The following is a 26,595-nucleotide window of genomic DNA, read 5'->3' as shown; positions in this document are numbered from 1 at the left end:
TGAATTAAACTTCGTAATGAATTACGTATGTTCACTCAGAGACTTGGTATTCATTTATTGTCCGAAGACATTAAGAATCCATGTCACTTTGAGTGCCCACACAGATTGTCTGATAAATTGTTAAAGAGCAGTGCCGCTTCGCTTTTCGCTGCGGCGCGGGGTGTGCATATTACGCTTTCCCGCTTCAGAGTCAAGCGTTTATTTTCGCTATTCTCTGCTGACCCGGCGGCATGTGTGCCGTTGTTCCGTGTCAGTGGAGGCGCATTATAGGGAGTTATTCTGAAGTGACAAGCACAAAATATAAAAAACTTTTCGTTCGCTCACTTTTCAAACTTAACGCTTATTTATGTCGCGAATCGCCCGTTAAATGTGCGATTTCTCGCGCAAAACTGGCTACCTGCGACCAGTCGGTATAAACCACTTCTTTACGCGTGTCGGTTTCGCCCCCCGTCATCTTCATAATAAGACGGATCATAAAGCGGTCATACCAGCGGTAGCGAGGGTAGCGCAGCGCGCCGGCAAAGACGGCGCACAGATCAGGCTGCCACGGCGAGTTGAGTAAAAACTTGCGCGTGTAGCTGTTGGTCTGCGGCATGCGCTTCTCGGGTTTACGCGCGACCAGATTGACCGAGTAAAACGCACCGGGCAATTTGTTGAGCACCACCGTATGCTTTTTCACAAAGCGATCCAGCGCCGGATGGAAATGCCCGTAACGAATAGATGCACCAATTACCACGCGGTCGTAATCCTGCCAGCTTATCTGCTCAGCACGGTTCAGGTTCACCACATCAGAGTAAATCCCCAGCTCTTTTAATTCAGATGCCAGATACGCGGCAATCTCACGCGTTTGCCCGTCTCGCGTAGAGAAAAGAATCAGTGTTTTCATCAACGGCTCCTTACTCGCGCCAGAATGTAGGGGTGAACAGCACCAGCAGCGTAAAGACCTCAAGACGACCAAACAGCATATTGGCGATGAGGATCCATTTCGCGACCGGGTTCATACTGGCAAAGTTATCCGCCACAACCCCCAGGCCAGGCCCAAGGTTGTTCAATGTTGCGACAACGGAAGCAAAGGCGGAGAAATCATCCACTCCCGTCGCGATAATCGCCAGCATGCTGACGATAAAGACCAGCGCATACGCCGAGAAGAACCCCCACACCGCTTCGAGGATACGTTCCGGCAGCGCGCGGTTACCCAGCTTGATGCTGTAGACCGCGTTCGGGTGGACCAGGCGTTTCAGCTCACGGTTGCCCTGCTTGAACAGCAGCAGAATACGGATCACCTTCAGGCCACCGCCCGTCGACCCCGCACAGCCGCCGATAAACGCGGAACAGAGCAGAAGCACCGGCAGGAACAGCGGCCAGCGCGCGATGCTGTCCGTGGTAAACCCGGCGGTCGTCGCCATCGATACTACCTGGAAGAAGGCCTGGTTTAGCGTGGTCAACGCGGAGTTATAGACATCATGGAACCACAATACCAGTGTACAGATGATCACCAGCGTCAGCTGGACGCCAATGAACATGCGGAACTCTGGGTCACGCCAGTACACCTTCAGGCTGCGCCCGCTCAGTAAAGAGAAGTGCAGGCCGTAGTTACAGCCAGAGATCAGCAGGAAAATGGCAATAATCGTGTTAATCGTTGGGCTGTCGAAGTAGCCGACGCTGGCATCGTGGGTGGAGAACCCGCCGATAGCAATCGTCGCGAAGCTGTGTCCGATGGCGTCGAAAGCGGGCATCCCGGCAAACCATAGCGCCAGCGCACAGGCCACCGTCAGCAAGACATAGATAAGCCAGAGAGTTTTCGCCGTCTCAGCAATACGCGGGCGCATCTTGTTATCTTTCAGCGGTCCGGGCATTTCGGCGCGATAGAGCTGCATCCCACCAACGCCCAGAATAGGCAGAATGGCCACCGCCAGGACGATGATCCCCATCCCCCCGAACCACTGCAGCATCTGGCGATAAAAGAGAATGGCGTGCGGAAGTGAATCCAGCCCCACCAGCGTCGTCGCCCCGGTGGTCGTTAAACCGGAGAAGGATTCAAAAAAGGCATCCGTGATGCTCAGGTTAGGCTGTTCAGAGAAGATAAAGGGCAGCGAACCAACGCTCCCCAGCACCGTCCAGAACAGGACCACAATCAAAAAGCCTTCGCGAGATTTCAGCTCACCTTTCTGGCGACGGTTTGGCCACCACAGCAGCGAGCCAATCGCCAGCGCGACAAAGAAGGTCTGGGTAAATGCCCGCCCCGCGCCGTCCCGGTAGATAAGCGCCACCAGTCCAGGGAGAATCATCGTCCCGGAAAAGAGTATGACCAGCAGTCCAACGATTCGGGTTATGGCACGAAAATGCATCTCTGCCGCTTCCTTTGGTATTCAAAAGTGAGGTGGGGATTATTCTTCAATCGGCAGCAATTGCAACGAACCACGACTAAAATCAGCCAGTTTTGCTGAAAAAGCAGCCAGTTCCGCCTGAGGAAGCGCCACGCGTAATTGCACCATTGCCTGATATTCACTGTGTGCGATGACACCGTTAAACTGCCGCAGCAGCGCTTCAATACCCGATAGCTGGGCGTAATCGCATAATAAAGTATATTCGGTAAGCGGCGTTTTGCGGGTAGTGACCAGCATATTAAGCGCCTGCTGTACGCCCCCACCATAGGCTTTAACCAGCCCACCGGTGCCTAACAAAATGCCGCCGTAGTAGCGCACCACCACGGCGGTTATTTCGCCCACGCCGCTGCCCATTAGCTGGGAGAGCATGGGTTTACCGGCCGTGCCCGCCGGTTCACCGTCATCGGAAAACCCCAGCTGCTGCGAATCGTCCGGCGGCCCTGCTACCCACGCCACGCAGTGGTGACGGGCGTCAGGATGCTCAGCCCGGACGGACTCGACAAACGCTTTTGCCGCCTCTACGCCATCGGTATGCGCCAGCAGCGTAATAAAGCGGCTTTTCTTGATTTCCTCAACAAAGGTGACCGGTTCAGCCGGTATCAGCCAGCTTTCCATCAGGCCAGCTTCAGATCTCGCGTCATATTCTCGATACCGTTTTCGTGAACCACCACGTTATCTTCGATACGAATACCGCCAAACGGCTTCAGCGCGTCAATTTTTTCCCAGTTGAAGTGCTTGCTGAACTGGCCTTCACGCCACGGCGCCAGCAGGGATTCGATAAAGTAGATCCCCGGCTCAATCGTCAGCACCATACGCGGCTCCAGAATACGGGTGCAGCGCAGGTAAGGATATTTAGACGGTGCCGCCAGATGTGTACCGGTATCATCCTGCATAAAGCCCGCAACGTCGTGAACCTGCAGGCCCAGCGGATGGCCGATACCGTGCGGCATGAATGGCCCGGTCAGATCGTTCTCAACCAACGCCTCTTCGCTCATGTCTTTCACAATCTGATGCTTACGCAGCAGTTTTGCGATGCGCTGATGGAACTGGATGTGGTAATCCACATAGCTGGTACCCGCCTTCATGGTGCCAATCAGCGCCAGCTGTTCATCGTTCACGTCTTTAATCAGCTGCGCGAAATCGGTGTCCGCATTCGCCGCCCAGGTACGGGTCAGGTCAGCCGCGTAGCCGTTATACTCTGCCCCTGCGTCCAGCAGGAAGCTGCGCATTTCCGACGGAACCTGGTGATCCAGTTTGGTGTAGTGAAGCACAGACGCGTGCTCGTTGAGCGCGACAATGTTGCTGTACGGCACGTCGGTATCACGGTGACCTGTCGCGGTCAGATAGGCCTGATTGATGTCGAACTCGCTCATCCCCGACTGGAACGCTTCGTGCGCGGCACGGTGACCATTCACCGCCGTTTTTTGCGCTTCACGCATGCAGTAAAGTTCATAGTCGGTTTTATATGCGCGGTAATAGTGGAGGTAATCCAGCACCCCTTTCGGGTTGAGTTTGTCTGCCGCAATATCCAGGCCCAATGCACGCTCCGGAACAGGGCCAATATAGGCGATGTTGCCACGTGCGGCAGGCAGCTGGCCGCCAATACCGTCCGCTTTCGGCAGTGCAATCACATCAACCTCTTCCGTCCAGAAAGAGGTCGGCAGCGGTTCTACGTTGTGCCAGTAATCGACCGGCAGGTAGAACCACAGTTTCGGTTTGTTCACGCCATCCACCAGCAGCCAGCAATTTGGAACCTGCGTCACCGGTACCCAGGCTTTAAACTGCGGGTTCACCTTAAACGGATAAGCGTGGTCATCCAGAAAGGTATTCATCAGCTCGCCGGAGTGGATCAGCAGCGCATCCAGCTTAAAGCGGGCCAGTACATCGCGGGTACGTTCTTGTAGGGTAACGATATGATTTTTATAAAGCGAAGCCAGTGAGTCCATCATTCTTCCTTTCGTTTTTTTGACCTCAAGTCATCGCATCTTAGCACACCTCACTCCGGCTGCGTGATTTCCACCGACCGTGATCAATGCAGCATTTTCTTAATGAGTAATTTGCATTTTATTAACATAAATCCCACACTCCGATTCATCTGGTATGACCAGATCCAATTGCTGGATTCAGGAGACTGACATGCTCTACAAAGGCGACACCCTGTACCTCAACTGGCTGGAAGATGGCATTGCCGAACTGGTGTTCGATGCCCCCGGCTCAGTGAACAAGCTTGATACCGCGACGGTGGCCAGTCTTGGCCAGGCGCTGGATGTTCTTGAAAAACAACCTGAATTAAAAGGGCTGCTGCTGCGTTCGAACAAAGCGGCCTTTATCGTCGGTGCCGATATCACCGAGTTCCTTTCGCTGTTCCTGGTCCCGGAAGAACAGCTGAGCCAGTGGCTGCACTTTGCCAACAGCGTCTTTAATCGTCTGGAAGATCTGCCTGTCCCGACCATTTCCGCCGTTAACGGCTATGCGCTGGGCGGCGGCTGCGAGTGCGTGCTGGCGACAGACTATCGCCTGGCGACACCGGACCTGCGCATCGGCCTGCCGGAAACCAAGCTGGGCATCATGCCGGGCTTTGGCGGCTCCGTCCGTATGCCGCGCATGCTGGGTGCCGACAGCGCGCTGGAGATCATTGCCGCGGGTAAAGATGTCGGCGCAGAACAGGCACAGAAAATCGGTCTGGTCGACGGCGTTGTGAAACCTGAGAAGCTGGTTGAAGGTGCTGTCGCCATTCTGCGTCAGGCGATTAACGGCGATCTCGACTGGAAAGCCAAACGCCAGCCGAAGCTGGAACCGTTAAAACTCAGCAAGATTGAAGCCACCATGAGCTTCACCATCGCCAAAGGCATGGTGATGCAGACGGCGGGTAAACACTACCCGGCGCCAATCACGGCGGTGAAAACCATTGAAGCGGCTGCCCGTCTCGGACGCGATGACGCGCTGAAGCTCGAAAATCAGAGCTTTGTCCCGCTGGCGCACACCAATGAAGCCCGCGCGCTGGTCGGTATCTTCCTTAACGATCAGTTCGTGAAAGGCAAAGCCAAACAGCTGACCAAAAACGTTGAGACGCCAAAACATGCGGCGGTACTCGGCGCGGGCATTATGGGTGGCGGCATCGCTTACCAGTCGGCCTGGAAAGGCGTGCCGGTAGTGATGAAAGACATCAGCGAGAAATCCCTGACGCTGGGCATGACCGAAGCGGCCAAGCTGCTGAATAAACAGCTGGAACGCGGAAAAATTGACGGGCTGAAGCTTGCAGGCGTGATCTCCACCATTCAGCCCGTGCTGGAATACAGCGGTTTCGACCGTGTCGACGTGGTGGTCGAAGCCGTCGTCGAGAACCCGAAAGTTAAAAAAGCGGTGCTGGCGGAAACGGAAGACAAGGTTCGCCCGGATACCGTGCTGGCCTCTAACACCTCCACCATTCCAATCAGCGAACTGGCGAGCGTGCTGAAGCGTCCGGAAAACTTCTGCGGGATGCACTTCTTCAACCCGGTACACCGTATGCCGCTGGTCGAAGTGATCCGTGGGGAAAAAACCTCCGACGAAACCATCGCTAAAGTGGTGGCATGGGCAAGCAAGATGGGCAAAACGCCGATCGTCGTTAACGACTGCCCGGGCTTCTTCGTCAACCGCGTGCTGTTCCCTTACTTCGCCGGTTTCAGCCAGCTGCTGCGCGACGGCGCGGACTTCCGCAAAATCGACAAAGTGATGGAAAAACAGTTCGGCTGGCCGATGGGCCCGGCGTATCTGCTGGACGTGGTCGGCATTGATACCGCCCACCACGCCCAGGCGGTAATGGCGGCAGGCTTCCCGCAGCGTATGCAGAAAGATTATCGCGACGCGATTGACGCGCTGTTCGACGCTAACCGCTTCGGTCAGAAAAACGGTCTGGGCTTCTGGCGCTATAAAGAAGACAGCAAGGGCAAACCGAAGAAAGAAGAAGACGCCGCGGTGGATGGCCTGCTGGCCGACGTATGCCCGCCGAAACGCGACTTCACCGACGATGAGATCATCGCCCGCATGATGATTCCGATGATCAACGAAGTGGTGCGTTGCCTCGAAGAAGGCATCATCGCCAGCCCGGCAGAAGCCGATATGGCGCTGGTATACGGCCTGGGCTTCCCTCCGTTCCACGGCGGCGCGTTCCGCTGGCTGGACACGCTCGGCAGCGCCCGCTATCTCGATATGGCTCAGCAGTATCAGCACCTCGGCCCGCTTTATGAGGTGCCGGAAGGGCTGCGTAACAAAGCGCGCCATAACGAACCCTACTATCCAGCAGTTGAGCCAGCCCGTCCGGTTGGCGAGCTGAAAACGGCTTAAGGAGTCACAATGGAAAAGGTTGTCATTGTTGATGCGATTCGCACCCCGATGGGCCGTTCAAAAGGCGGTGCATTCCGTAACGTGCGTGCGGAAGACCTCTCCGCGCATCTGATGCGTAGCCTGCTGGCGCGTAACCCGGCGCTGGATCCTGCTGCGCTGGACGATATCTACTGGGGCTGCGTGCAGCAGACCCTGGAGCAAGGTTTCAACATCGCCCGTAACGCGTCGCTGCTGGCGGAGATCCCGCATTCGGTTCCGGCCGTCACGGTGAACCGCCTGTGCGGTTCGTCAATGCAGGCGCTGCACGACGCGGCGCGCATGATCATGACCGGTGATGCGCAGGCCTGTCTGGTGGGCGGCGTTGAGCACATGGGCCACGTGCCGATGAGCCACGGGGTCGATTTCCACCCGGGCATGAGCCGTAACGTGGCGAAAGCCGCGGGGATGATGGGTCTGACCGCCGAGATGCTCTCTCGTCTGCACGGCATCAGCCGTGAAATGCAGGATGCCTTTGCCGCGCGCTCTCACGCTCGCGCATGGGCGGCGACACAGTCCGGTGCCTTTAAGAATGAGATCATCCCGACCGGCGGTCACGACGCAGACGGCGTTCTGAAGCAGTTCAGCTACGACGAAGTCATCCGCCCGGAAACCACCGTCGAAGCCCTTTCCACGCTGCGTCCGGCGTTTGATCCGGTCACCGGTACGGTCACGGCAGGGACCTCGTCAGCGCTGTCCGACGGTGCCGCCGCGATGCTGGTGATGAGCGAAAGCCGCGCCCGCGAGCTGGGCTTAACCCCTCGCGCTCGGGTACGTTCGATGGCGGTCGTGGGCTGCGATCCTTCAATCATGGGTTACGGCCCGGTTCCGGCCTCGAAGCTGGCGCTGAAAAAAGCGGGATTAACCGCCAGCGACATCGATCTGTTTGAGATGAATGAAGCCTTCGCCGCGCAGATCCTGCCGTGCATTAAAGATCTGGGGCTGATGGAGCAGATCGACGAGAAGATTAACCTCAACGGCGGCGCGATCGCCCTCGGCCACCCGCTGGGCTGCTCCGGGGCGCGCATCAGCACGACGCTGATCAACCTGATGGAACGCAAAGATGCCCAGTTTGGTCTGGCAACGATGTGTATCGGGCTGGGTCAGGGTATCGCGACGGTGTTTGAGAGAGTGTAGGTCTAATACGTAGGCCCGATAAGCATCGCGCCATCGGGCTTTTGCCGGGATACGCTGCGCTTTCCCGGCCTACGAGAGGTACCTCGCCGCCAGTGGCGTCACTGGCGAAGAGAGAGAGTTTAGTTGCCGTTCTTCCCGCCTGTCAGGGGCGGGTTTTTTATTTAAATGAAGGCAAACGCATCGCCAAACAGGCGGTCTTCACGCGCATCACGTTCGTTACAGAACAGATCGCGGGCGATTTTCGCCATCTCGAAACGGCCAGCGATATAGATATCGTGCCCAGCCAGCGTACCGTGATCCTGCAGCACCGCCGTCAGCACCGTACCGCTACGCCCGCGCCAGCCCTCTTCCGGCTGCTCAACCACCGGTTCAATGCGCAGGTTAGGATGGGTGACGCTCAGCGCTTCCAGTTCAGACAGATCGTACAGATGTTTCTCTTCGCGGCCACCCCAGTAAATGGTAATGTCCCGGTCCGGGTTACGCGCCAGGGCGGTCAACAGAATGGAGCGCACGTAGGAGAAGCCCGTACCGCCAGCGATCAGGATCAGCGGACGGTCTTCGTCATCGCGTAGCCACGCATCACCGTGCGGAATATCTACTACGATCTCGCGCTCTTTCAGAATGCGGTCCATGACGGCCATCGCATACAGGTTAAGCTCTGACGCACCGATATGAAGCTCAATAAATTCCTGCTCCGCCGGCGTGGAGGCCATAGAGAAAGGACGCTTATCACGCTCATCCATCACAACCATCAGGTACTGACCCGCGCGGAAAGAGAATGGCGCTTCTGGCACTAAACGGACGCGATATACGGTGTCGGTGATGGCATCTACCGAGGTCACTTTACAGCTTAAGGTTGTCATTCGCTCTCTCTGTCGGGAAGTCTATAGGGCTTAACGGTCAGCTCAGGGTTTACCGTTATTCATTATGGCCAGCTCGTCCCAGATCGCGTCAATGCGCGCGGTCACAGCAGGATCTTTTTTGATCGGGCGACCCCATTCACGGTCGGTTTCGCCAGGCCATTTATTTGTGGCATCCAGTCCCATCTTTGAGCCAAGACCGGAAACCGGCGAGGCAAAATCCAGATAATCAATCGGCGTGTTTTCGACTAACACCGTATCGCGCGCCGGGTCCATTCGCGTGGTAATGGCCCAGATTACGTCATTCCAGTCGCGGGCGTTAACGTCATCATCGCAGACAATAACAAATTTGGTATACATAAACTGGCGCAGGAAAGACCATACGCCCATCATCACGCGTTTAGCATGACCAGGATACTGCTTCTTCATCGTGACCACCGCCATGCGATACGAGCATCCTTCAGGCGGCAGATAAAAATCAACTATTTCCGGGAACTGCTTTTGCAGGATCGGCACAAACACTTCATTCAGCGCCACGCCCAGCACCGCCGGTTCATCCGGTGGACGTCCGGTATACGTGGAGTGATAAATCGCATCTTCACGCTGCGTAATGTGCGTCACGGTAAACACCGGGAAGTTATCCACTTCGTTGTAATAGCCGGTGTGGTCGCCGTAAGGGCCTTCTGGCGCCATTTCCCCCTGCTCAATGTAACCTTCCAGCACAATTTCTGCACTGGCCGGGACTTCAAGATCGTTAGAGATACACTTCACGACTTCGGTTTTCGTTCCGCGCAGCAGGCCAGCAAAGGCATACTCCGAGAGCGTATCCGGTACGGGCGTGACGGCCCCGAGAATGGTGGCCGGATCGGCGCCCAGCGCAACGGACACCGGGAAACGCTCCCCCGGATGCGCAGCGCACCACTCCTGGAAATCCAGCGCGCCGCCGCGATGCGACAGCCAGCGCATGATGAGTTTATTCTTGCCAATCAACTGCTGGCGGTAAATACCGAGGTTTTGCCGCTCTTTGTGCGGGCCGCGCGTAACGGTGAGCCCCCAGGTGATCAGCGGCGCAGCATCTTCCGGCCAGCACTGCATGACAGGGATTTTGGTCAGATCAACCGCATCGCCTTCCAGCACCTTCTGCTGGCACGGCGCGCCGCGCAGGCGTTTGGTGGGCATGTTCAGCACCTGCTTAAACTGCGGCAGTTTGTCGAACAGATCGCGGAAGCCTTTCGGTGGCTCCGGCTCTTTCAGAAACGCCAGCAGTTTACCGACTTCACGCAGGGCCGTGACGTCCTCCTGACCCATCCCCAGTGCAACACGACGCGGTGTACCAAACAGGTTGCACAGCACCGGCATGGAGTACCCTTTCGGATTTTCAAACAGTAACGCGGGGCCACCGGCACGCAGGGTGCGGTCAGCAATTTCTGTCATCTCCAGATAAGGATCAACAGGAAGTGTAATACGCTTGAGTTCACCCTGCTTTTCCAGCAGCGTCAGGAAGTCGCGGAGATCGTGGTATTTCATGCAGTTAATCATGGCCTCTCTGTAAGCGCTTCATTATACGGCGTAAGCCTGCTTGATGCTGTAATTTTGTTAAATTAGCGTGAAGTTATGCGTTCTGTCCCATTTTCGCCCATTATAATCAACTTAGCGATCCCGCCAGGGTTTTGATATGCTTGCGCCCCGAACTAAGGGAAAGAGTGATTATGCAGGCCTGGTATTTACTGTATTGCAAACGCGGGCAACTTCAGCGCGCGCAGGAACATCTTGAACGTCAGTCTGTAAATTGCCTGACACCCGTGATCACGCTTGAAAAAATGCAGCGCGGGAAGCGCACAACCGTCAGTGAGCCGTTATTCCCGAACTACCTGTTCGTGGAGTTCGACCCGGAAGTCATCCACACCACCACCATCAGCGCAACGCGTGGCGTTAGCCACTTCGTTCGTTTTGGCGCCCACCCGGCAACGGTTCCGTCGACGGTCATTCATCAGCTGTCGATTTATCAACAGCCTGAAGGGATCACCGACCCCGAAACCCCTTACACGGGCGATAGCGTCGTGATTACCGAAGGGGCTTTCGAAGGCCTGCAGGCGATTTTTGCCGAGCCGGACGGGGAAGCGCGCTCTATGCTGTTGCTCAATCTGCTGAACAAGCAGGTGCTGCAGAGCGTTAAAAACACCGACTTCCGCAAACTTTAAACGTTTATTCCGAACAGATTACGCACGTTGTTATCCGTCTGCGCTGAAAGCCAGTGCGGATCCTCTCCGCGCCACTTCGCAACACTCTCAACAATGTGCCCCAGATACGCGGGCTCATTTCGCCGCGATGCCGGTTTGGGTTTCATATCGCGCGGTAGCAGATAGGGCGCATCGGTTTCAAGGAGCAACCGGTCAGCCGGGATCGCTGGCAACAGCTCCCGAAGTTCGAGCCCGCGACGCTCATCGCAAACCCAGCCAGTAACACCCAGATAAAGCCCTCGCTTCAGGCAATCCAGCGCTTCCTGTCGTGAACCGGTAAAGCAGTGGAGTACCGCGCCGGGCAGTTTCTCCAGCCACGGATCCAGAAGTGCCAGGAAACGCTCATGCGCGTCGCGGCAGTGCATAAATACGGGCATTCCAAGCTCTGCCGCCAGCGCAAGCTGGGCAGTGAATGCTTTTTCCTGCTCTTCAGGCGTGGAAAAGTTACGGTTGAAATCGAGACCGCATTCGCCGATCGCTACCACTTCTGGCGTCTTCGCCAGCCTGTACAGGGTGTCGCCACTTTCCGGGGTCCACTGGCTACTGTCGTGAGGATGTACACCAGCAGTAGACCAACAGCGATCGTAGCGTTGCGCCAGCTGCTGCGCCTGCTCGCTCTCATGCAGGTTGGTGCCTGTCAGCAGCAGCCCTTTCACCCCGGCAGCAAACGCACGCGCAACTACCTCATCACGATCTTTCGCAAACTGCGAGCTGGTCAGATTGAGTCCGATATCAAACATGCAAATCCCCATATAACAACCGCCCTGACGGGCGGCTGGTTTTACTCTTCAGTGGTCTTGTCGGACGTATCGTCTTCGTCATCCGCTCGACGTCCTTTACCCACGTAGAAACGCGAGAAGAAGACGCCAACCTCAAACAGACAGTACATCGGTATGGCCAGCAGCGTCTGCGAGAACACATCCGGCGGTGTCAGCAGCATGCCGACCACAAAGGCGCCCACCAGGATATACGGACGCTTCTTACGCAGGTCATCCGGGGTTGTTACCCCTACCCAGCAAAGCAGCACAATGGCCACCGGCACTTCGAATGCCACGCCGAACGCCATAAACAGCGCCATCACAAAGCTGAGGTAGCTGGCGATATCCGTCGACACCTGAACCCCTTCCGGCGCGGTATGCGTCAGGAAGCCGAAGGCCAGCGGGAAGACAACGAAATAGGCAAACGCCATGCCGATATAGAACAGCAGCGAACTAGACACCAGCAGCGGGATCACCAGCTTACGTTCGTGCTTATACAGCGCTGGCGCCACAAACGCCCACACCTGGTAAAGAATGACCGGCGCTGAGGCAATCAACGATACCCAGAAGGTCAGCTTGATAGGGGTAAAGAACGGAGAAGCAACGTCTGTTGCAATCATCGTTGCGCCCAGCGGCATCTGCTTGATCAGCGGTGCAGAGACAACCTGATAGATATCGTTGGCAAAATAGACCAGGCACAGGAATATGAGTAAAACCGCAATAATGCAGTTTAACAGGCGCTTACGCAGCTCAATGAGGTGCGCAATCAGCGGTTGAGTATCATCTACTGCCATGTTTACGCTTTATCACTCGACGAGGGGGATGATTCGGAAACGGACGCAGCGGGCTTCACTTCCGCCGTTTTTGCCACCGGCTCTTCCGGCTGCACCTGTTTTTTCACTTCGGTTTCCTGCGGCGTCTGTTCTGGCGCGGCAGCCTGATGTTCTGCGCTGGCAGGCGTTACGCCCTCGCGCTGCTCCTCGCTGCCCTTCACCACCGGGTTATGGATGGTGTTCGCTTCATCGCTCGCTTTTTCAGGATCGTTAACGCTGTAGGAGCGCTTCATGGATTCCGCCGCTTCGCGCAGCTCATCCATTGACGCTTTCAGTTCCGGCGTCAGGTTATCCATGCTCGCCTTCTCGACCTTTTTAAGGCTTTCCTGAAATTCCTGCAGCTTAAGCTCCTGCGCCAGCTCATTCTGAACGGTCGATGCCAGCGATCTCAGCGCACGAACCCAGCCCGCAACGGTCTTCACCGCCACCGGCAGACGCTGCGGCCCCAGCACAATCAGGCCAATCACAAAGACCAGCAGGAGCTCACTAAAACCAATGTCGAACACGACTTACACCTGCTCTTTATCGTGGCGTTTAGCGTCTTCCTTTTTGGCTTCTTCCTGCTTATCGGCGATGGACTTAGCAGTAAAATCAGCGTCCTGGCTGGTTTTATCCTGCTTGCTCTCATCATCGCTCATCGCTTTCTTGAAGCCTTTGATAGACGCGCCCAGGTCGGAACCAATAGAACCGAGCTTTTTGGTGCCAAACAGCAGCACGACGATGACGGCAATGATCAACAATTGCCAGATACTGATACCACCCATACATGTTCCTCAGGGATAGATGATTAATTAGTCAGGTCGCATTATACGTATGCGACCCGTCGATAGCGACGCAAACTCAGCGCGTTTTTCGCCATCCGGCAAGCCAGACAACCACCCCGGCGGCCATCAGCCAGGCGGGCATCATCTGCCAGTCCGGACGGTTGATCAGCAGCAGCGTACCGCTCAGCAGCAGCGTTGCGCCAATCCCAAAGAGATAGCGTGACTGTCCCTGGCGTACCCGGCTGGACTGAAGCTCGCGGGCGATTTTATCCATGCTGTGCTGAAGGTTCTTGCTCTGACGCAAACTGTCATAAACCAGTTCAGGAATTTCCGGCATTTTTTCTATCCAGAACGGGCCTTTCTCTTTCAGCGAGCGCACCAGCGCCGGAATGCCAACCTGATCCTTAATCCAGGACTCAAGGAAAGGTTTCGCGGTCTTCCACAAGTCTAACTGAGGATAGAGCTGTCGGCCTACACCCTCAACGTAAAGTAATGTTTTCTGAAGTAAAACTAGCTGCGGCTGAACTTCCATATTAAAGCGGCGAGCCGTGTTGAACAGGTTTAACAGCACGTGTCCGAAGGAGATTTCCGCCAGCGGTTTTTCAAAAATCGGTTCACAAACGGTCCGGATCGCGAACTCGAACTCCTCGACGTTGGTGTCCGGCGGCACCCAGCCTGAATCGACGTGCAGCTCGGCCACCTTACGGTAGTCGCGGTTGAAGAACGCGATGAAGTTCTCAGCCAGATACCGTTTATCTTCCTTGTTCAGCGACCCCACAATCCCGCAGTCGATACCGATGTACTTCGGATCCTCAGGGTGTTCGTAGCTCACGAAGATATTGCCCGGATGCATGTCCGCATGGAAAAAGCTGTCGCGGAACACCTGGGTAAAGAAGACCTGTACCCCACGCTCGGCCAACAGCTTCATGTTCGTTCCCTGCTTCTCAAGGGCCACCACATCCGAAACCGGAATACCGTAGATACGCTCCATTACCATCATGTTCTGGCTGCAGTAGTCAGAATAGACTTCAGGAACATAGAGCATCGGGCTGTTTTCAAAGTTGCGACGCAGCTGAATGGCGTTTGCCGATTCGCGCAGCAGGTTAAGCTCATCAATCAGCGTTTTTTCATATTCCCGCACCACTTCCAGTGGACGAAGGCGACGCCCGTCCGGCAGCAAGCGTGGTACCCAGCGCGCCAGACGATAAATCAGCTTCATGTCTGCTTTGATGATGGGCAGGATGTCCGGACGAATGACCTTAATAACAACTTCTTTGCCGTTTTCTTTCAGACGCGCGGTATGCACCTGCGCGATAGAGGCCGATGCCAGTGGGTGAATGTCGAAATCGTCAAACCAGGTCTCGACGGGTACATTTCCCATCGCCTCTTCAATTTGCTTTTTCGCGCGCGCGCCGTCAAACGGTGCGACGCGGTCCTGCAGCATCGCGAGCTCATCGGCAATAAGCGGCGGGAAGAGATCGCGACGGGTCGACAGCATCTGTCCAAATTTAATCCAAACCGGACCGAGCTCCTGCAGCGCGAGACGCAGACGCTCACCCAGCGGTTGACCTTTATGGCGATTGGGCATCCAGAACAGCATCCGCCGCCAGATACGAAGCGGCAGCGTGATACGCATTTTGGGGATAAGCTCGTCGAGCCCGTAGCTCAAAAAGGTGCGAATAATAAAATAGAGGCGCCGAATTTCACCAGGCGTCATTTGCCCTCCAGTTTTTCCAGCCGTTTGGTTAACGCATCAACCGCACGTTCAACAGCAGCGGTCTCTTCCGCAAACCACGCCACTTCCAATGGCCCGGGTGCCATTCGCCACTCCTCCGTCAGCACTTCCGCCGCATAGCGTTGCTGACGATGCAGGCTTTTACGCGCAAAGGAGGCGCCACCATGAAGGACTTTCCCGATACCTTCGGCGGCGATGTCGCCGATAAAAGGCGCGAGCAGCTCTGCCGGGTCGAACTCCGCAAGATCGGTGAGCGCAACGAAGTTCTGCACGACCTGAATGTCGCCTTCTACTTCCAGCTCACCGCTGCGGATAAGCGCCGTTAATTGCTGGCGATCGCGCAGTTTTGGCAGCACGCTCATGTGCGTGATGACCGAGCAGTCAGCTTCACCTTCCCACTCCCCCAGTACGTCAAGCTGGCGTTCGCTGAAGACCAGTACAAGCGGCGTCGATAACTCTTTTAAAACAATGCGCAATACCTTCCCGTTTAGCCGCTGACGCGCAGCTTTCAGCGCCGGAGCGCGATACAGAAAAGCATTCAGTACATTCTCGATGCCTGCAGAGACTAAGGGTTTAAAGGGCACGGGACACCTCCACTCAGAATTTGTAACCGCGATGCAGCGCGACGACACCCGCCGTCAGGTTGAAATATTCAACGTTCTCAAATTCTGCATCCTGCATCATGGCTTTTAAGGTGTCCTGATCCGGGTGCATACGGATAGATTCCGCCAGATAGCGGTAGCTTTCCGCATCATTCGCCACCAGCTCACCGATGCGCGGCAGCACGTGGAAGGAATAGGCGTCGTAGGCTTTGCTCAGCGGCTCAATGATCGGTTTCGAGAACTCGAGCACCAGCAGGCGTCCACCCGGTTTCAGCACGCGGTACATGGAGCGCAGCGCCTTTTCTTTATCGGTCACGTTACGCAGACCGAAGGAGATCGTGATGCAGTCAAAGGTATTGTCCGGGAACGGCAGCGCTTCGGCGTTTGCCTGAACATATTCCACGTTCCCCACCACGCCGATGTTACGCAGCTTTTCGCGGCCCATTTTCAGCATGGAGTCATTAATATCGGCAAGAACAACACGACCGGTTTCACCCACCAGGCGAGAGAATTTCGCGGTTAAATCGCCCGTACCGCCGGCTAAATCCAGCACCGTTTGTCCGCGACGCACGCCGCTACAGTCAATGGTGAAGCGCTTCCACAAGCGATGAATGCCGAACGACATCAGGTCATTCATTACATCGTACTTCGCCGCCACGGAATGAAATACGTGGGCCACCATGTCAGCTTTCTGCGCTTTGGCGACAGTCTGAAAGCCAAAGTGCGTTGTGTCTTGTGAATCGTCAGCCATCTCAGAGCCTGCTTATCAGTAAAATGTTCGTGAAGTGTAACAGATTGGGCGCGTTTGCCCTACGTTTCAACCACCGCGAAAGAAACGCGCTGGAGTCTCGTCTGGTGATAAATCCACCGCTAACGTATTGTCTTCACTGTTTGTCTTTTGTTCGTCCGCACCTTCTCGCAGGCGAAACTCGTCGTCCTGGGCGGTGGCCTGTTCCACCAATTCCGGATTAATCTCGCGTTTAACCTCTACCCCCAGGCTGCGGAATGATTCGGCCTGCGCCAGCAGATTGCCGCGTCCCGAGGTGAGTTTTTTCATCGCCTGGCGGTAGTTATCCTGCGCACGATCCAGGCTCTGCCCGACTGAGGACATGTCGTCCACGAAGAGGCGCATTTTGTCGTACAGCTTGCTGGCACGATCGGCAATCTGCTGCGCGTTGCGGCTCTGGTGCTCATAGCGCCACAGGTTCGCAATGGTACGTAACGCCACCAGCAACGTGGTAGGGCTGACCAGCATAATGTTATTTTTGAGCGCTTCGGTGATGAGTTCAGGCTGCCTGTCGAGTGCCAGCAGAAACGCGGGCTCTACCGGAATAAACATCAGGACATAGTCCAGCGAGCGGAGACCCGGCAACTGCTGATAGTCTTTTCTGCCGAGCAGGCGAATGTGGCTACGCACGGAGGCAATGTGCTCCTGCAGCGCCGATTCGCGGGTGTAGTCATCCTCCGCGTTGAAGTAACGCTCATACGCCACCAGGGTCATTTTGGCGTCAATCACCACATCTTTACCCTGCGGCAGCCGCACAATCACATCCGGCTGCATGCGCGAGCGGGCGTCGTTTTCGATACTCACCTGCGTTTCGTATTCATATCCTTCCCGCAGGCCGGAGGCTTCCAGTACGCGGGTCAGCACCACTTCTCCCCAGTTGCCCTGGGTTTTGTTATCCCCTTTGAGCGCGCGGGTCAGGTTGACCGCTTCCTGCGCCATCTGGGCATTCAGCTGCTGGAGATTGCGAATCTCATGCGCCAGAGTGTGCCGCTCGCGGGCTTCCTGACCAAAACTGTCCTGCACCTGACGACGAAAACCGTCCAGCTGTTCACGCAGCGGCGTCAGCAGGCTGTTAAGGCTCTGGCGGTTCTGTTCATCAACGCGACGGTTGCTGTGCTCGAAAATACGGTTGGCGAGGTTCTCAAACTGTTCGCTGAGGCGCTGCTCGCTGTTGATCATCTGGCGGATTTTGTCTTCCGCATGCAGCTGAGTGGATTCAAGGCGGGTGGTCACTTCGCGGAGATCGGCCTCCAGCGAGGTGTTGATATCACGGAGATTGCGCAGCTCGTTGTTAAGCAGCTCGCACTCGTCGCGCCAGTGGTCACTCAGGGCAAGCTGCTGCTTTGCCGCACTTAATTCAGCGACGATCTCTTCGCGCTCTGCCAGCTGTTCGGCCTTCTGCTGTGCATGCTGATAGCTGGAAATGAGCCAGCCTATCGCCACGCCCACCAGCGCAATCACCGCATAAATCAGGATTGAGATATCCACAATGCCCCCTGCATCAACGTATTACCCGCACAAAATAAGATTGTGCTGTATAAACGTCCAGTTTGAAAGGGTTTTCCTGCGAGGCGCTACGCAAAAAATAAAGGCCGAACGTGCCGGCCTTTGATTTCGAAAGGAGGGGACTAGATCAGGCGACGCGCGGCTTCGACCACGATTTTCACTGCATGGCTTTCGGTCTGCTTCATGGTTTCGGCGTTCGGGATCTCCTGCTGGGTACGGTTGACGATAACGCCCGCCACCATACCGGCACGCAGACCCTGGCTTGCGCACATGGTCAGCAGCGTGGCGGATTCCATTTCGTAGTTCATCACACCCATTGACTGCCACTCTTCCATGGAGCCTTTGAAGCGGCTTACCACGCGGCCAGAGAAGGTGTCGTAACGCTCCTGGCCCGGGTAGAAGGTGTCGGAAGAGGCGGTTACGCCCACGTGGGTGGTTGCGCCCACGGATTTCGCGGCTTCAACCAGCGCGGTGGTGCACTCGAAATCCGCCACTGCCGGGAATTCCATCGGTGCAAAGTGCAGGCTTGCACCGTCCAGACGGACGGACGCGGTCGTGACCAGCACGTCGCCGACGTTGATGTGCGGCTGGATAGCGCCGGTGGTACCGATACGCAGGAAAGTACGAATGCCCAGCTGCGCCAGCTCTTCAACAGCAATAGACGTAGACGGACCACCGATACCGGTAGAGCACACGATCACCGCTTTGCCATCCAGCTCTGCGCGCCAGGTGGTGAACTCACGATGGGCAGCCAGCTTGACCGGCTTATCCATCAGCGCGGCGATCTTTTCCACACGCTCAGGATCGCCAGGGACGATAGCGAGCGTAGCCCCTTGTAAATCGTTTTTAGTGAGGCCGAGATGAAAAACATCAGACTTAGACATAGGTGACTCCTCTGTGGGTCGGTTAGTCAGAAGAAGTAAAACGGTACTTTACAGAAGCAGTAAGCATAATTTCGTGACACATCTCACCATGAATGAAAATGATTGCATTGAATTTCCACCAAAAAGTGATTTACATCACATTAACAAGTTATATCGTCAGGTGCTGCACAAAAGATAGACCGTTTAAGGCACTGTGAGTTGTTAACCTGGTGTCTATATTTACCTTTGCGCTAACTGATTGGTACGGAGAATGCCATGACTGAAAAAACCGGTTTTGCACCTGCTGCGGCCCCGCATGCCTCAACCATCGTCTCAACGTCTGAAGACGCCATCACGGCGGGTGAGACCTCTATTCCCTCGCAGGGGGAGAATATGCCTGCTTATCACGCACGACCAAAATCGGCAGACGGCCCGCTGCCCATCGTGATTGTGATTCAGGAGATATTTGGTGTTCACGAACACATTCGCGACCTCTGCCGCCGGCTGGCGCTGGAAGGGTATCTGGCCGTTGCGCCAGAGCTCTACTTCCGTCAGGGCGATCCGAACGACTACAGCGATATTCCCACCTTGCTCAGCAACCTGGTCAGCAAAGTCCCGGACGCGCAGGTGCTGGCCGATCTCGATCACGTCGCCAGCTGGGCGGCGCGCAACGGGGGCGATCCCCATCGTCTGCTGGTCACCGGTTTCTGCTGGGGCGGACGCATTAGCTGGCTGTATGCCGCGCATAACCCGCAGCTCAAAGCCGCTGTCGCCTGGTACGGCAAACTGGTGGGTGAAAAAACGCTGAATTCACCGAAACATCCGGTTGATATCGCCACCGAGTTGAATGCCCCCGTGTTAGGGCTTTACGGCGGTCAGGACACCGGTATTTCGCTGGATTCGGTAGAAACCATGCGCCATGCGCTCCGCGCGGCAAATGCGAAGGCGGAGATTGTAGTTTACCCGGATGCCGGGCATGCGTTTAACGCCGACTATCGTCCGAGCTATCACGCTGAATCGGCGAAAGATGGATGGCAGCGGATGCTTACGTGGTTCCGTCAGTACGGTGGTAAAAAAGGGTAAGCCTTTCCCATCATCATGACGCATAAGGAGTACGTGTTATGGACTATTCCCTCGCGTTTCCACACGGTTTTTTATGGGGCGGCGCGATTGCCGCCAACCAGGCCGAAGGCGCATGGAGCGTGGACGGCAAAGGGCCGTCCGTTGCTGACGCTGTCGCCTGGAAACCCAACCTCACCGTGAAAGATTACAGCGGCCATATGGCCCTGACGGACGAGAATATCCGCGACGCGTTTGAAGGTAAAAATGATGCGCTGTACCCGAAACGCCGCGGCATCGATTTTTATCACCACTATAAAGACGACGTCGCGCTGTTTGCTGAGATGGGTTTTAAGGTGCTGCGCGTATCCATTGCCTGGTCGCGTATTTTCCCGACCGGAGAGGACGCCGCGCCAAACGAGGCCGGGCTGCAGTTTTATGAAGAACTGTTCCGCGAGCTGCGTCGTCATAACATCGAGCCGCTGGTCACCCTTTCCCACTACGAAATGCCGCTGGCGCTGAGCGAAAAATATAACGGCTGGGTGCATCGTAATGTGGTCGATGCCTTCGTTCGCTTCAGCAATGTTTGTTTCGACCGCTACAAAGAGCTGGTGCATTACTGGCTAACCTTCAATGAAATAGACAGTATTCACCGCCATCCCTTTACGACCGCGGGCATTCGCGAAGAGAAAAGCGCGCCGGGCAACGCGAAACAGGATATCTATCAGGGTCTGCATCATCAGTTTGTCGCGTCTGCACTGGTCACCCGAGACTGCCACGCCAAAATTCCGGGCAGCCAGGTCGGGTGTATGCTGACCAAACTGACGACCTATCCGCACAGCTGCCGTCCGGAAGACGTTGAAGCCACGCTGAAGAAAAACCTGGAAAACTATTTTTATGCTGACGTGCAGGTATTTGGCGACTATCCGCCGCTGATCCTGCGCGATCTGGAACGACGAAATATCCATATTGAAATGCACCCTGACGATCGGCGTATTTTAAAGGCGCATACCGTCGATTTCGTCTCCTTCAGCTATTACATGTCGATGACCGAATCCACTCAGCCTGACGCCGAACGCATTCCCGGGAATACCGTTCTCGGTGTGAAAAACCCGTATCTGCCTGCGTCCGAATGGGGATGGCAGATTGATCCGCTTGGGTTAAAAATCTCGCTGCTGGAGCTGTATGACCGTTACCGAAAGCCGCTGTTTATCGTTGAAAACGGTCTGGGCGCGAAGGATGTGGTCGAAAACGGCAGGATCCACGATAGCTATCGAATCGACTATTTCCGCGCGCACTTCGCGCAAACGCTGGCCGCGATTAATGAAGGCGTGGAGGTGATGGGGTTCACCACGTGGGGCTGTATCGACATCATCAGCGCGGGCACCTCGCAGATGTCCAAACGCTACGGTTTTATCTATGTCGATCAGGACGATGAAGGCAACGGTACGTTGAAACGGCTGAAAAAAGACTCCTTCTGGTGGTACCAAAAAGTGATTGCCAGCAACGGCGCAGACCTGAGCTAAGTACGATAAGGCCGGGCTGGCACCCGGCCATCGCGCGTCACAATTATGCCTGACGCAAGTTCTGTGCTGCCTTCACCATGTTCGCCAGCGCCGCACGCGTCTCCGGCCAGCCGCGGGTTTTCAGGCCGCAGTCCGGATTCACCCACAGGCGCTCGGCCGGAATGCGCTGGGCAGCTTTTTTCAGCAGGGCTTCAATCCACTCCACGCTCGGCACGTTCGGGGAGTGAATGTCGTACACGCCCGGCCCGATTTCGTTCGGGTACTCGAACTCTTCGAACGACTCCAGCAGCTCCATGTCTGAGCGCGACGTCTCAATGGTGATCACGTCGGCGTCCAGCGCGGCAATCGAATCCATGATGTCGTTAAATTCGCAGTAACACATGTGGGTGTGGATCTGGGTGTCGTCCTTCGCCACCGCGGCGTTGATGCGGAACGCTTCCACACCCCACTGCAGGTAGGCATCCCAGTCGCTGCGGCGCAGCGGCAGACCTTCGCGCAGGGCCGGTTCGTCAATCTGAATAATGCCAATGCCTGCTGCTTCCAGATCCGCCACTTCATCACGCAGTGCCAGGGCAATCTGTTTGGCGATGGTTTCACGGGTCACGTCTTCACGCGGGAAGGACCAGCAAAGAATGGTCACCGGACCAGTGAGCATGCCTTTCACCGGCTTGTCCGTGAGGGACTGCGCGTATTTCGCCCACTCCACGGTGATCGCTTCCGGGCGGCTGACGTCACCGATAACCACCGGTGGCTTCACGCAGCGGGAGCCATAGCTCTGCACCCAGCCGTTTTGGGTAAACACGAAGCCATCGAGATGCTCACCGAAGTATTCCACCATGTCGTTACGCTCGGCCTCACCGTGCACCAGCACGTCCAGACCCAGACGTTCCTGCTCGATAATCGCCTGCTTGATGTGTTCGGCGATACCGGTGCGGTAGTGATTCGCATCCAGATTGCCCTTTTTAAAATCCAGACGCAGGCCACGGATTTCGGTGGTTTGTGGGAAGGAACCGATGGTGGTGGTCGGCCACGCAGGCAGGTTGAAGCGGGCACGCTGCGCTTCAGCGCGGACTTCATACGAGCTCTGACGCTGGCTGTCCTGGGCGGTGATGGCCGCCAGACGTTTTTCCACCGCCGGGTTGTGCACGCGCGCCGAGTGACGACGCGCCTGGATCGGTGCGCTCCATTCGGCGATCGCCGCCGTGTCGCCGCTGTTCAGCGCATCGCGCAGCAGCGTCAGCTCTTCACATTTTTGCAGGGCGAAGGCAAACCAGCTTTTCACCTCGGCATCCAGGCGAGTCTCCACGCTCAGATCGATCGGGCTGTGCAGCAGGGAACAGGACGAAGCCACCCACAGCTCACGTTTGCCGACGATGTCCTTAATCTGGGTGTATTTCCCGGTGAGATCGGCGCGCCAGACGTTACGACCGTTAATCAGCCCGGCGGAAAGCAGCCAGTCCACAGGCAGGCGCTTATGCAGCTCCGCCACATCGTCTTTACCGTGTACGAGGTCAACGTGCAGGCCCTGAACCGGCAACGCGGTAATGATGTTCAGGTTCGGCGTAACGCCTTCGAAATAGGTGGTCAGCAGCAGCTTCACTTGCCCCGCCAGCGCGTCATACGCCGGTTTGAAGGCATCGAGCCAAACCTTGGGCAGTTCGAGCACCAGCGCCGGCTCGTCGATTTGCACCCACTGAATGCCGCGTTTGCCCAGCTCAATCAGCACCTGTTTGTAGACCGGCAGAATGTCCTTCAGCAGGCTAAGGCGGTCAAACTGTTCGCCTTTTACTTTACCCAGCCACAGGTAGGTGACTGGCCCCAGCAATACGGGCTTCACCTGATGACCCAGCGCCAGCGCTTCGTCCACTTCATCCAGCAGCTGCGTCCAGGTCAGCCTGAACTCCTGACCTTTCACGAACTCCGGCACCATATAGTGATAGTTGGTGTTGAACCACTTGGTCATTTCCGCCGCTGCCGCTGGCTCACCCGTTGGCGCACGGCCACGGCCAATGCGGAACAGGGTATCGATATCTACCGATCCATCTTTGTTCTGATGACGAGCCGGCACGTTGCCAAGCAGCAGGCTGGTCGTCAGAACATGGTCGTACCAGGCGAAATCGCCCACCGGCAGCAGGTCAATGCCCGCCTGTTTCTGCTGCTCCCAGTGACGGGCGCGCAGCTCGCGTCCCACCGCCAGCAGTTCTTCACGGGTGCTGTTACCCGCCCAGTAGCTTTCTTGCGCTTTTTTCAGTTCGCGGCGCAGGCCAACGCGAGGGAAACCGAGAGTGTGATTGCGGATTGTCATGTTTTCTTCCTCTAATTAATTGTAAATCCTTTGGATTTTGAATTTAGGGAAGGCGGCAAGTTTGCTCATCCCCGGGAGCTTACATGAGTAAGTGACCGGGGTGGGTAAACGCAGCCAACGCACCATAAATTTAAAAGACGAAGGATTTTAGCCGTCCAGATGTTTACACATCCATAATTGGCAGTTACTGTATATTCCTCAAGCGCAATATGTTCATGGCGAAGTGAAGGACTTTCATGATCGAGATAAAACACCTGAAAACGCTACAAGCGTTGCGGAACTGCGGCTCGCTCGCGGCTGCGGCTGCCACGCTGCACCAGACCCAGTCCGCCCTTTCTCACCAGTTCAGCGATCTGGAACAACGCCTCGGCTTCCGTCTTTTTGTGCGTAAGAGCCAGCCCCTGCGCTTTACGCCGCAAGGTGAGATTCTGTTGCAGCTGGCGAATCAGGTCCTGCCGCAAATCGCCAGCGCGCTGCAGGCGTGTAACGAACCACAGCAGACCACGCTGCGTATCGCCATTGAGTGCCACAGCTGTATTCAGTGGCTGACCCCCGCGCTTGAGAACTTCCGCCAGAAGTGGCCGCAGGTGGAGATGGACTTCAAATCCGGCGTGACGTTCGACCCGCAGCCGTCGCTGCAGCAGGGCGAGCTGGATCTGGTGATGACGTCCGACATTCTGCCGCGCAGCGGCCTGCACTATTCGCCGATGTTTGATTATGAAGTACGCCTGGTACTGGCACCGGATCATCCGCTGGCGGCGAAAACGCGCATCACGCCGGAAGACCTGGCGACGGAAACGCTGCTGATTTACCCGGTTCAGCGCAGTCGTCTGGATATCTGGCGACACTTCCTGCAGCCCGCGGGCATCAGTCCGCAGCTGAAAAGCGTGGATAACACCCTGCTGTTGATTCAGATGGTGGCGGCCAGAATGGGTATCGCGGCGCTGCCGCACTGGGTGGTAGAGAGCTTTGAACGCCAGGGTCTGGTGGTGACCAAAACCCTGGGTGAAGGACTGTGGAGTCGACTGTACGCCGCCGTGCGCGATGGCGAGCAGCGTCAGCCGATTACGGAGGCGTTTATTCGCTCAGCGCGGAACCACGCGTGCGACCATCTTCCGTTTGTGCGGAGCGCGGAGCGACCCAGCGGCGATGGACCCACAGCGAAGCCAGGATCACCGCTCCCCCAATAAGGAAGCTCGGCCAGTGCGGCTGTTGCTGCCAGATCGCGAGGTTGACCAACAACCCAGCCGGGACATGCACATTGTTCATGATCCCCAGCGTACCGGCGTCGACCTGCGTCGCGCCGTAGTTCCACATGAAGTACCCCAACCCGGAAGCCACGACGCCCAGCCAGATCAGCACGCCCCACTGCACGGCGGTGGTCGGCAGCTTGTGCGGGTTACCGAGCATAAACCACGCCGCCACTGCGACAATCGCGGCGCCCATATAAAACCAGGCGAACGCGTTATGCTGCGGCATCGGGCGGGTTTCCATCAGGCGCTTATAGCCCACCATGCCGATGGCGAAACTGATATTGGCGAGCTGGACGAACATCAGTCCGGTCCAGAAGTGATCGCTGACTTTGTCGTAGCGAATAATCGCCGCGCCAATCACCGCCAGCGCCGCGCTAAGCAGGTATCCCCAGCGCAGGTGGCGTTTACTCAGCAGATCGTATATCAGCGTGATGTAGAGCGGCGTCAGCACGGTAAAGAGCAGGAATTCCGAGACGGACAGATAGACATAAGCCCGGAAGCTAAACAGGTACATGATGCCGAGCTGCATCGCCCCCACCAGCATATACAGCACAATCGTTTTCAGCGATTGCCCGCGCGTACGCAGAAACGGCAGGAACACCAGCGCCGCCAGCCCCACGCGCATCAGCACCGAGAAGTAGCTGTCGACCGAACCGGCAAGGTATTCGCCAATCAGGCTAAAGGAGAAGGCCCACAGGATAGTGGTGATAATGAGTAGCGCCACAATGCTTGTCTCTCAGAAAGAAGGAGAGGCATTGTAGCGAACTCTTTAGTTGACATCTGAGCAATAAACAACCAAATGAAGATTATTCAAGGAACAGTTTGCGCAGGTATTTCGGTACCGCATTGTCTGCGTTGGTGCCGATCACTTCCAGCTCCGGGTGCAAATCTTTCAGGCGCTGGTGCGCATTCTCCATAATGCAGCCCTTGCCTGCCATCGACAGCATTTCGGCATCGTTCATGCCGTCACCAAAGGCGATACAGTCTTTCAGCTCGAAGCCCAGACGTTTCGCGACGGCTTCCAGCGCGTGGCCTTTGGAGACACCACCCGCCATCACTTCCAGACAGGTCAGCGTTGAGAAGCTCACATTAACGCGATCGCCCCAACGGGCGTTGATCGCCTGTTCCAGCGGGAGCAGTTCTTCATGGCTGTCGCAGGTGAAGAACACCTTACTGATCCCCTCCGGCTCAAGAAGGCCCGGCTCGTACAGGGAGTAGTTAAATACCGCTTCTTTGAAGAAACGCATTTCATCCGGGCGGTGGCGGTTCATGAACCAGTCGTCGTCACGATAAACGTTGGTGACGATAGCCGGATTATTGTGCACCACGCCAAACAGATCGGCGGCAATATCGCGATCCAGGTTGTGGGTGAAGATCAGGTTGCCGTCGGTATCATGCACGCGCGCACCGTTGGAGGTGATCATGTACGATTTGATCTCAAGATTATCGCGGATCTGCCCCACGTCGACGTGGTGGCGGCCGGTGGCAAACACAAAGTTCACGCCCCGTGCCGTCAGCAGCTTTAGGGTCTCTTTCGCGTAAGGCGACAGGGTGTGGTCAGGGGAAAGCAGCGTGCCATCTAAATCAGATGCAACAACCTGGTACATAGGGATTTCAA

At 56.3% G+C, this 26,595-nt stretch carries 24 protein-coding genes; 6 read left to right on the top strand and 18 right to left on the bottom strand.

Annotation, left to right across the window (positions count from 1 at the left end; genetic code table 11):
* Window positions 1–340 precede the first annotated feature (340 nt).
* From hemG to pepQ, 4 genes are read right to left on the bottom strand one after another with little or no spacing between them, the layout of a single operon-like run.
* The gene (hemG, locus tag AC0TN7_RS03195; protein WP_473701828.1) at window positions 341–886 is read right to left on the bottom strand and encodes a menaquinone-dependent protoporphyrinogen IX dehydrogenase; all 546 of its coding nucleotides are present in this window, start codon (window positions 884–886) and stop codon (window positions 341–343) included.
* A 10-nt stretch (window positions 887–896) separates the two neighbouring features.
* Entirely contained in the window at window positions 897–2,348 is a 1,452-nt protein-coding gene (gene trkH, locus AC0TN7_RS03190; protein WP_023309600.1) for a Trk system potassium transporter TrkH, read from the bottom strand.
* A 39-nt stretch (window positions 2,349–2,387) separates the two neighbouring features.
* Window positions 2,388–3,002, bottom strand: coding sequence for an IMPACT family protein (locus AC0TN7_RS03185; RefSeq protein WP_024908007.1), 615 nt, complete (start codon window positions 3,000–3,002; stop codon window positions 2,388–2,390).
* A complete protein-coding gene (pepQ, locus tag AC0TN7_RS03180) occupies window positions 3,002–4,333 on the bottom strand; it encodes a Xaa-Pro dipeptidase (RefSeq protein ID WP_473701827.1) in 1,332 nt (443 codons plus the stop codon). The genes AC0TN7_RS03185 and pepQ overlap by 1 nt, the downstream gene beginning before the upstream one ends.
* A gap of 190 nt (window positions 4,334–4,523) precedes the next feature.
* Here pepQ and fadB point away from each other — a divergent pair, with 190 nt between their 5' ends.
* Both fadB and fadA read left to right on the top strand, forming a co-directional pair.
* Window positions 4,524–6,713: a fatty acid oxidation complex subunit alpha FadB gene (fadB, locus tag AC0TN7_RS03175; protein WP_473701826.1), complete on the top strand. Its 2,190-nt coding sequence runs from the start codon at window positions 4,524–4,526 to the stop codon at window positions 6,711–6,713.
* A 9-nt stretch (window positions 6,714–6,722) separates the two neighbouring features.
* Window positions 6,723–7,886 (top strand): acetyl-CoA C-acyltransferase FadA, encoded by a 1,164-nt coding sequence (fadA, locus tag AC0TN7_RS03170; protein ID WP_008501515.1) that lies wholly within the window; start codon window positions 6,723–6,725, stop codon window positions 7,884–7,886.
* Window positions 7,887–8,047: 161 nt separating this feature from the next.
* Here the strand turns inward: fadA and fre are convergent, their stop codons facing one another.
* Window positions 8,048–8,749, bottom strand: coding sequence for an NAD(P)H-flavin reductase (fre, locus tag AC0TN7_RS03165; RefSeq protein ID WP_008501516.1), 702 nt, complete (start codon window positions 8,747–8,749; stop codon window positions 8,048–8,050).
* A gap of 42 nt (window positions 8,750–8,791) precedes the next feature.
* Window positions 8,792–10,282, bottom strand: coding sequence for a 4-hydroxy-3-polyprenylbenzoate decarboxylase (ubiD, locus tag AC0TN7_RS03160; protein ID WP_196243980.1), 1,491 nt, complete (start codon window positions 10,280–10,282; stop codon window positions 8,792–8,794).
* A gap of 173 nt (window positions 10,283–10,455) precedes the next feature.
* On the opposite strand from ubiD, the gene rfaH reads away from it, so the two are divergent.
* The gene (gene rfaH / locus AC0TN7_RS03155) at window positions 10,456–10,947 is read left to right on the top strand and encodes a transcription/translation regulatory transformer protein RfaH (RefSeq protein WP_023309605.1); all 492 of its coding nucleotides are present in this window, start codon (window positions 10,456–10,458) and stop codon (window positions 10,945–10,947) included.
* Here rfaH and tatD read toward each other — a convergent pair.
* The 9 genes from tatD to udp all read right to left on the bottom strand — a co-directional run bounded on the left by tatD (window position 10,944) and on the right by udp (window position 18,855).
* Window positions 10,944–11,726 (bottom strand): 3'-5' ssDNA/RNA exonuclease TatD, encoded by a 783-nt coding sequence (gene tatD / locus AC0TN7_RS03150; RefSeq protein WP_267215807.1) that lies wholly within the window; start codon window positions 11,724–11,726, stop codon window positions 10,944–10,946. The genes rfaH and tatD overlap by 4 nt on opposite strands.
* A 41-nt stretch (window positions 11,727–11,767) precedes the next feature.
* Window positions 11,768–12,538: a Sec-independent protein translocase subunit TatC gene (gene tatC, locus AC0TN7_RS03145; protein ID WP_032646063.1), complete on the bottom strand. Its 771-nt coding sequence runs from the start codon at window positions 12,536–12,538 to the stop codon at window positions 11,768–11,770.
* Window positions 12,539–12,540: 2 nt separating this feature from the next.
* Complete coding sequence (gene tatB, locus AC0TN7_RS03140; RefSeq protein WP_024908001.1) at window positions 12,541–13,083, bottom strand: Sec-independent protein translocase protein TatB; 543 nt, start codon at window positions 13,081–13,083, stop codon at window positions 12,541–12,543.
* A gap of 3 nt (window positions 13,084–13,086) precedes the next feature.
* Entirely contained in the window at window positions 13,087–13,341 is a 255-nt protein-coding gene (tatA, locus tag AC0TN7_RS03135; RefSeq protein WP_024908000.1) for a Sec-independent protein translocase subunit TatA, read from the bottom strand.
* A gap of 76 nt (window positions 13,342–13,417) precedes the next feature.
* A complete protein-coding gene (ubiB, locus tag AC0TN7_RS03130) occupies window positions 13,418–15,058 on the bottom strand; it encodes a ubiquinone biosynthesis regulatory protein kinase UbiB (RefSeq protein WP_024907999.1) in 1,641 nt (546 codons plus the stop codon).
* The gene (gene ubiJ, locus AC0TN7_RS03125; protein ID WP_061716323.1) at window positions 15,055–15,660 is read right to left on the bottom strand and encodes a ubiquinone biosynthesis protein UbiJ; all 606 of its coding nucleotides are present in this window, start codon (window positions 15,658–15,660) and stop codon (window positions 15,055–15,057) included. Before ubiJ ends, ubiB begins: the two co-directional genes overlap by 4 nt.
* Window positions 15,661–15,673: 13 nt before the next feature.
* A complete protein-coding gene (gene ubiE, locus AC0TN7_RS03120) occupies window positions 15,674–16,429 on the bottom strand; it encodes a bifunctional demethylmenaquinone methyltransferase/2-methoxy-6-polyprenyl-1,4-benzoquinol methylase UbiE (RefSeq protein WP_023309612.1) in 756 nt (251 codons plus the stop codon).
* Between the two features lie 66 nt (window positions 16,430–16,495).
* Window positions 16,496–17,953, bottom strand: coding sequence for a DNA recombination protein RmuC (gene rmuC, locus AC0TN7_RS03115; RefSeq protein WP_473701825.1), 1,458 nt, complete (start codon window positions 17,951–17,953; stop codon window positions 16,496–16,498).
* 140 nt (window positions 17,954–18,093) lie between these two features.
* Complete coding sequence (gene udp, locus AC0TN7_RS03110; protein WP_003860792.1) at window positions 18,094–18,855, bottom strand: uridine phosphorylase; 762 nt, start codon at window positions 18,853–18,855, stop codon at window positions 18,094–18,096.
* Window positions 18,856–19,110: 255 nt separating this feature from the next.
* Between udp and AC0TN7_RS03105 the strand changes: the two genes are divergently transcribed.
* Window positions 19,111–19,917 carry a dienelactone hydrolase family protein gene (locus AC0TN7_RS03105; protein WP_024907996.1) on the top strand — a complete coding sequence of 269 codons (807 nt, stop codon included), beginning with the start codon at window positions 19,111–19,113 and terminating at the stop codon, window positions 19,915–19,917.
* Window positions 19,918–19,955: 38 nt separating this feature from the next.
* Entirely contained in the window at window positions 19,956–21,419 is a 1,464-nt protein-coding gene (locus tag AC0TN7_RS03100) for a glycoside hydrolase family 1 protein (RefSeq protein WP_473701824.1), read from the top strand.
* Window positions 21,420–21,462: 43 nt separating this feature from the next.
* Here AC0TN7_RS03100 and metE read toward each other — a convergent pair whose 3' ends face one another.
* Complete coding sequence (metE, locus tag AC0TN7_RS03095) at window positions 21,463–23,724, bottom strand: 5-methyltetrahydropteroyltriglutamate--homocysteine S-methyltransferase (protein ID WP_473701823.1); 2,262 nt, start codon at window positions 23,722–23,724, stop codon at window positions 21,463–21,465.
* A 236-nt stretch (window positions 23,725–23,960) separates the two neighbouring features.
* On the opposite strand from metE, the gene metR reads away from it, so the two are divergent.
* Window positions 23,961–24,914: an HTH-type transcriptional regulator MetR gene (metR, locus tag AC0TN7_RS03090; RefSeq protein ID WP_024907993.1), complete on the top strand. Its 954-nt coding sequence runs from the start codon at window positions 23,961–23,963 to the stop codon at window positions 24,912–24,914.
* Here metR and AC0TN7_RS03085 read toward each other — a convergent pair.
* Both AC0TN7_RS03085 and yigL read right to left on the bottom strand, forming a co-directional pair.
* Window positions 24,802–25,701 carry a carboxylate/amino acid/amine transporter gene (locus tag AC0TN7_RS03085; protein WP_024907992.1) on the bottom strand — a complete coding sequence of 300 codons (900 nt, stop codon included), beginning with the start codon at window positions 25,699–25,701 and terminating at the stop codon, window positions 24,802–24,804. The genes metR and AC0TN7_RS03085 overlap by 113 nt on opposite strands.
* Before the next feature lie 82 nt (window positions 25,702–25,783).
* A complete protein-coding gene (gene yigL / locus AC0TN7_RS03080) occupies window positions 25,784–26,584 on the bottom strand; it encodes a sugar/pyridoxal phosphate phosphatase YigL (protein ID WP_024907991.1) in 801 nt (266 codons plus the stop codon).
* Between the last annotated feature and the right edge of the window lie 11 nt (window positions 26,585–26,595).

Source organism: Enterobacter sp. PL_is511 (genome assembly GCF_055816065.1).
This window is presented reverse-complemented; position numbering and strand designations above follow the sequence as displayed.

Coding starts and splice junctions, on each gene's coding strand:
- hemG (WP_473701828.1), bottom strand. CDS start 886: ATGAAAACACTGATTCTTTTCTCTACGCGAGACGGGCAAACGCGTGAG.
- trkH (WP_023309600.1), bottom strand. CDS start 2,348: ATGCATTTTCGTGCCATAACCCGAATCGTTGGACTGCTGGTCATACTC.
- AC0TN7_RS03185 (WP_024908007.1), bottom strand. CDS start 3,002: ATGGAAAGCTGGCTGATACCGGCTGAACCGGTCACCTTTGTTGAGGAA.
- pepQ (WP_473701827.1), bottom strand. CDS start 4,333: ATGGACTCACTGGCTTCGCTTTATAAAAATCATATCGTTACCCTACAA.
- fadB (WP_473701826.1), top strand. CDS start 4,524: ATGCTCTACAAAGGCGACACCCTGTACCTCAACTGGCTGGAAGATGGC.
- fadA (WP_008501515.1), top strand. CDS start 6,723: ATGGAAAAGGTTGTCATTGTTGATGCGATTCGCACCCCGATGGGCCGT.
- fre (WP_008501516.1), bottom strand. CDS start 8,749: ATGACAACCTTAAGCTGTAAAGTGACCTCGGTAGATGCCATCACCGAC.
- rfaH (WP_023309605.1), top strand. CDS start 10,456: ATGCAGGCCTGGTATTTACTGTATTGCAAACGCGGGCAACTTCAGCGC.
- tatD (WP_267215807.1), bottom strand. CDS start 11,726: ATGTTTGATATCGGACTCAATCTGACCAGCTCGCAGTTTGCGAAAGAT.
- tatC (WP_032646063.1), bottom strand. CDS start 12,538: ATGGCAGTAGATGATACTCAACCGCTGATTGCGCACCTCATTGAGCTG.
- tatA (WP_024908000.1), bottom strand. CDS start 13,341: ATGGGTGGTATCAGTATCTGGCAATTGTTGATCATTGCCGTCATCGTC.
- ubiB (WP_024907999.1), bottom strand. CDS start 15,058: ATGACGCCTGGTGAAATTCGGCGCCTCTATTTTATTATTCGCACCTTT.
- ubiE (WP_023309612.1), bottom strand. CDS start 16,429: ATGGCTGACGATTCACAAGACACAACGCACTTTGGCTTTCAGACTGTC.
- udp (WP_003860792.1), bottom strand. CDS start 18,855: ATGTCTAAGTCTGATGTTTTTCATCTCGGCCTCACTAAAAACGATTTA.
- AC0TN7_RS03105 (WP_024907996.1), top strand. CDS start 19,111: ATGACTGAAAAAACCGGTTTTGCACCTGCTGCGGCCCCGCATGCCTCA.
- AC0TN7_RS03100 (WP_473701824.1), top strand. CDS start 19,956: ATGGACTATTCCCTCGCGTTTCCACACGGTTTTTTATGGGGCGGCGCG.
- metE (WP_473701823.1), bottom strand. CDS start 23,724: ATGACAATCCGCAATCACACTCTCGGTTTCCCTCGCGTTGGCCTGCGC.
- metR (WP_024907993.1), top strand. CDS start 23,961: ATGATCGAGATAAAACACCTGAAAACGCTACAAGCGTTGCGGAACTGC.
- yigL (WP_024907991.1), bottom strand. CDS start 26,584: ATGTACCAGGTTGTTGCATCTGATTTAGATGGCACGCTGCTTTCCCCT.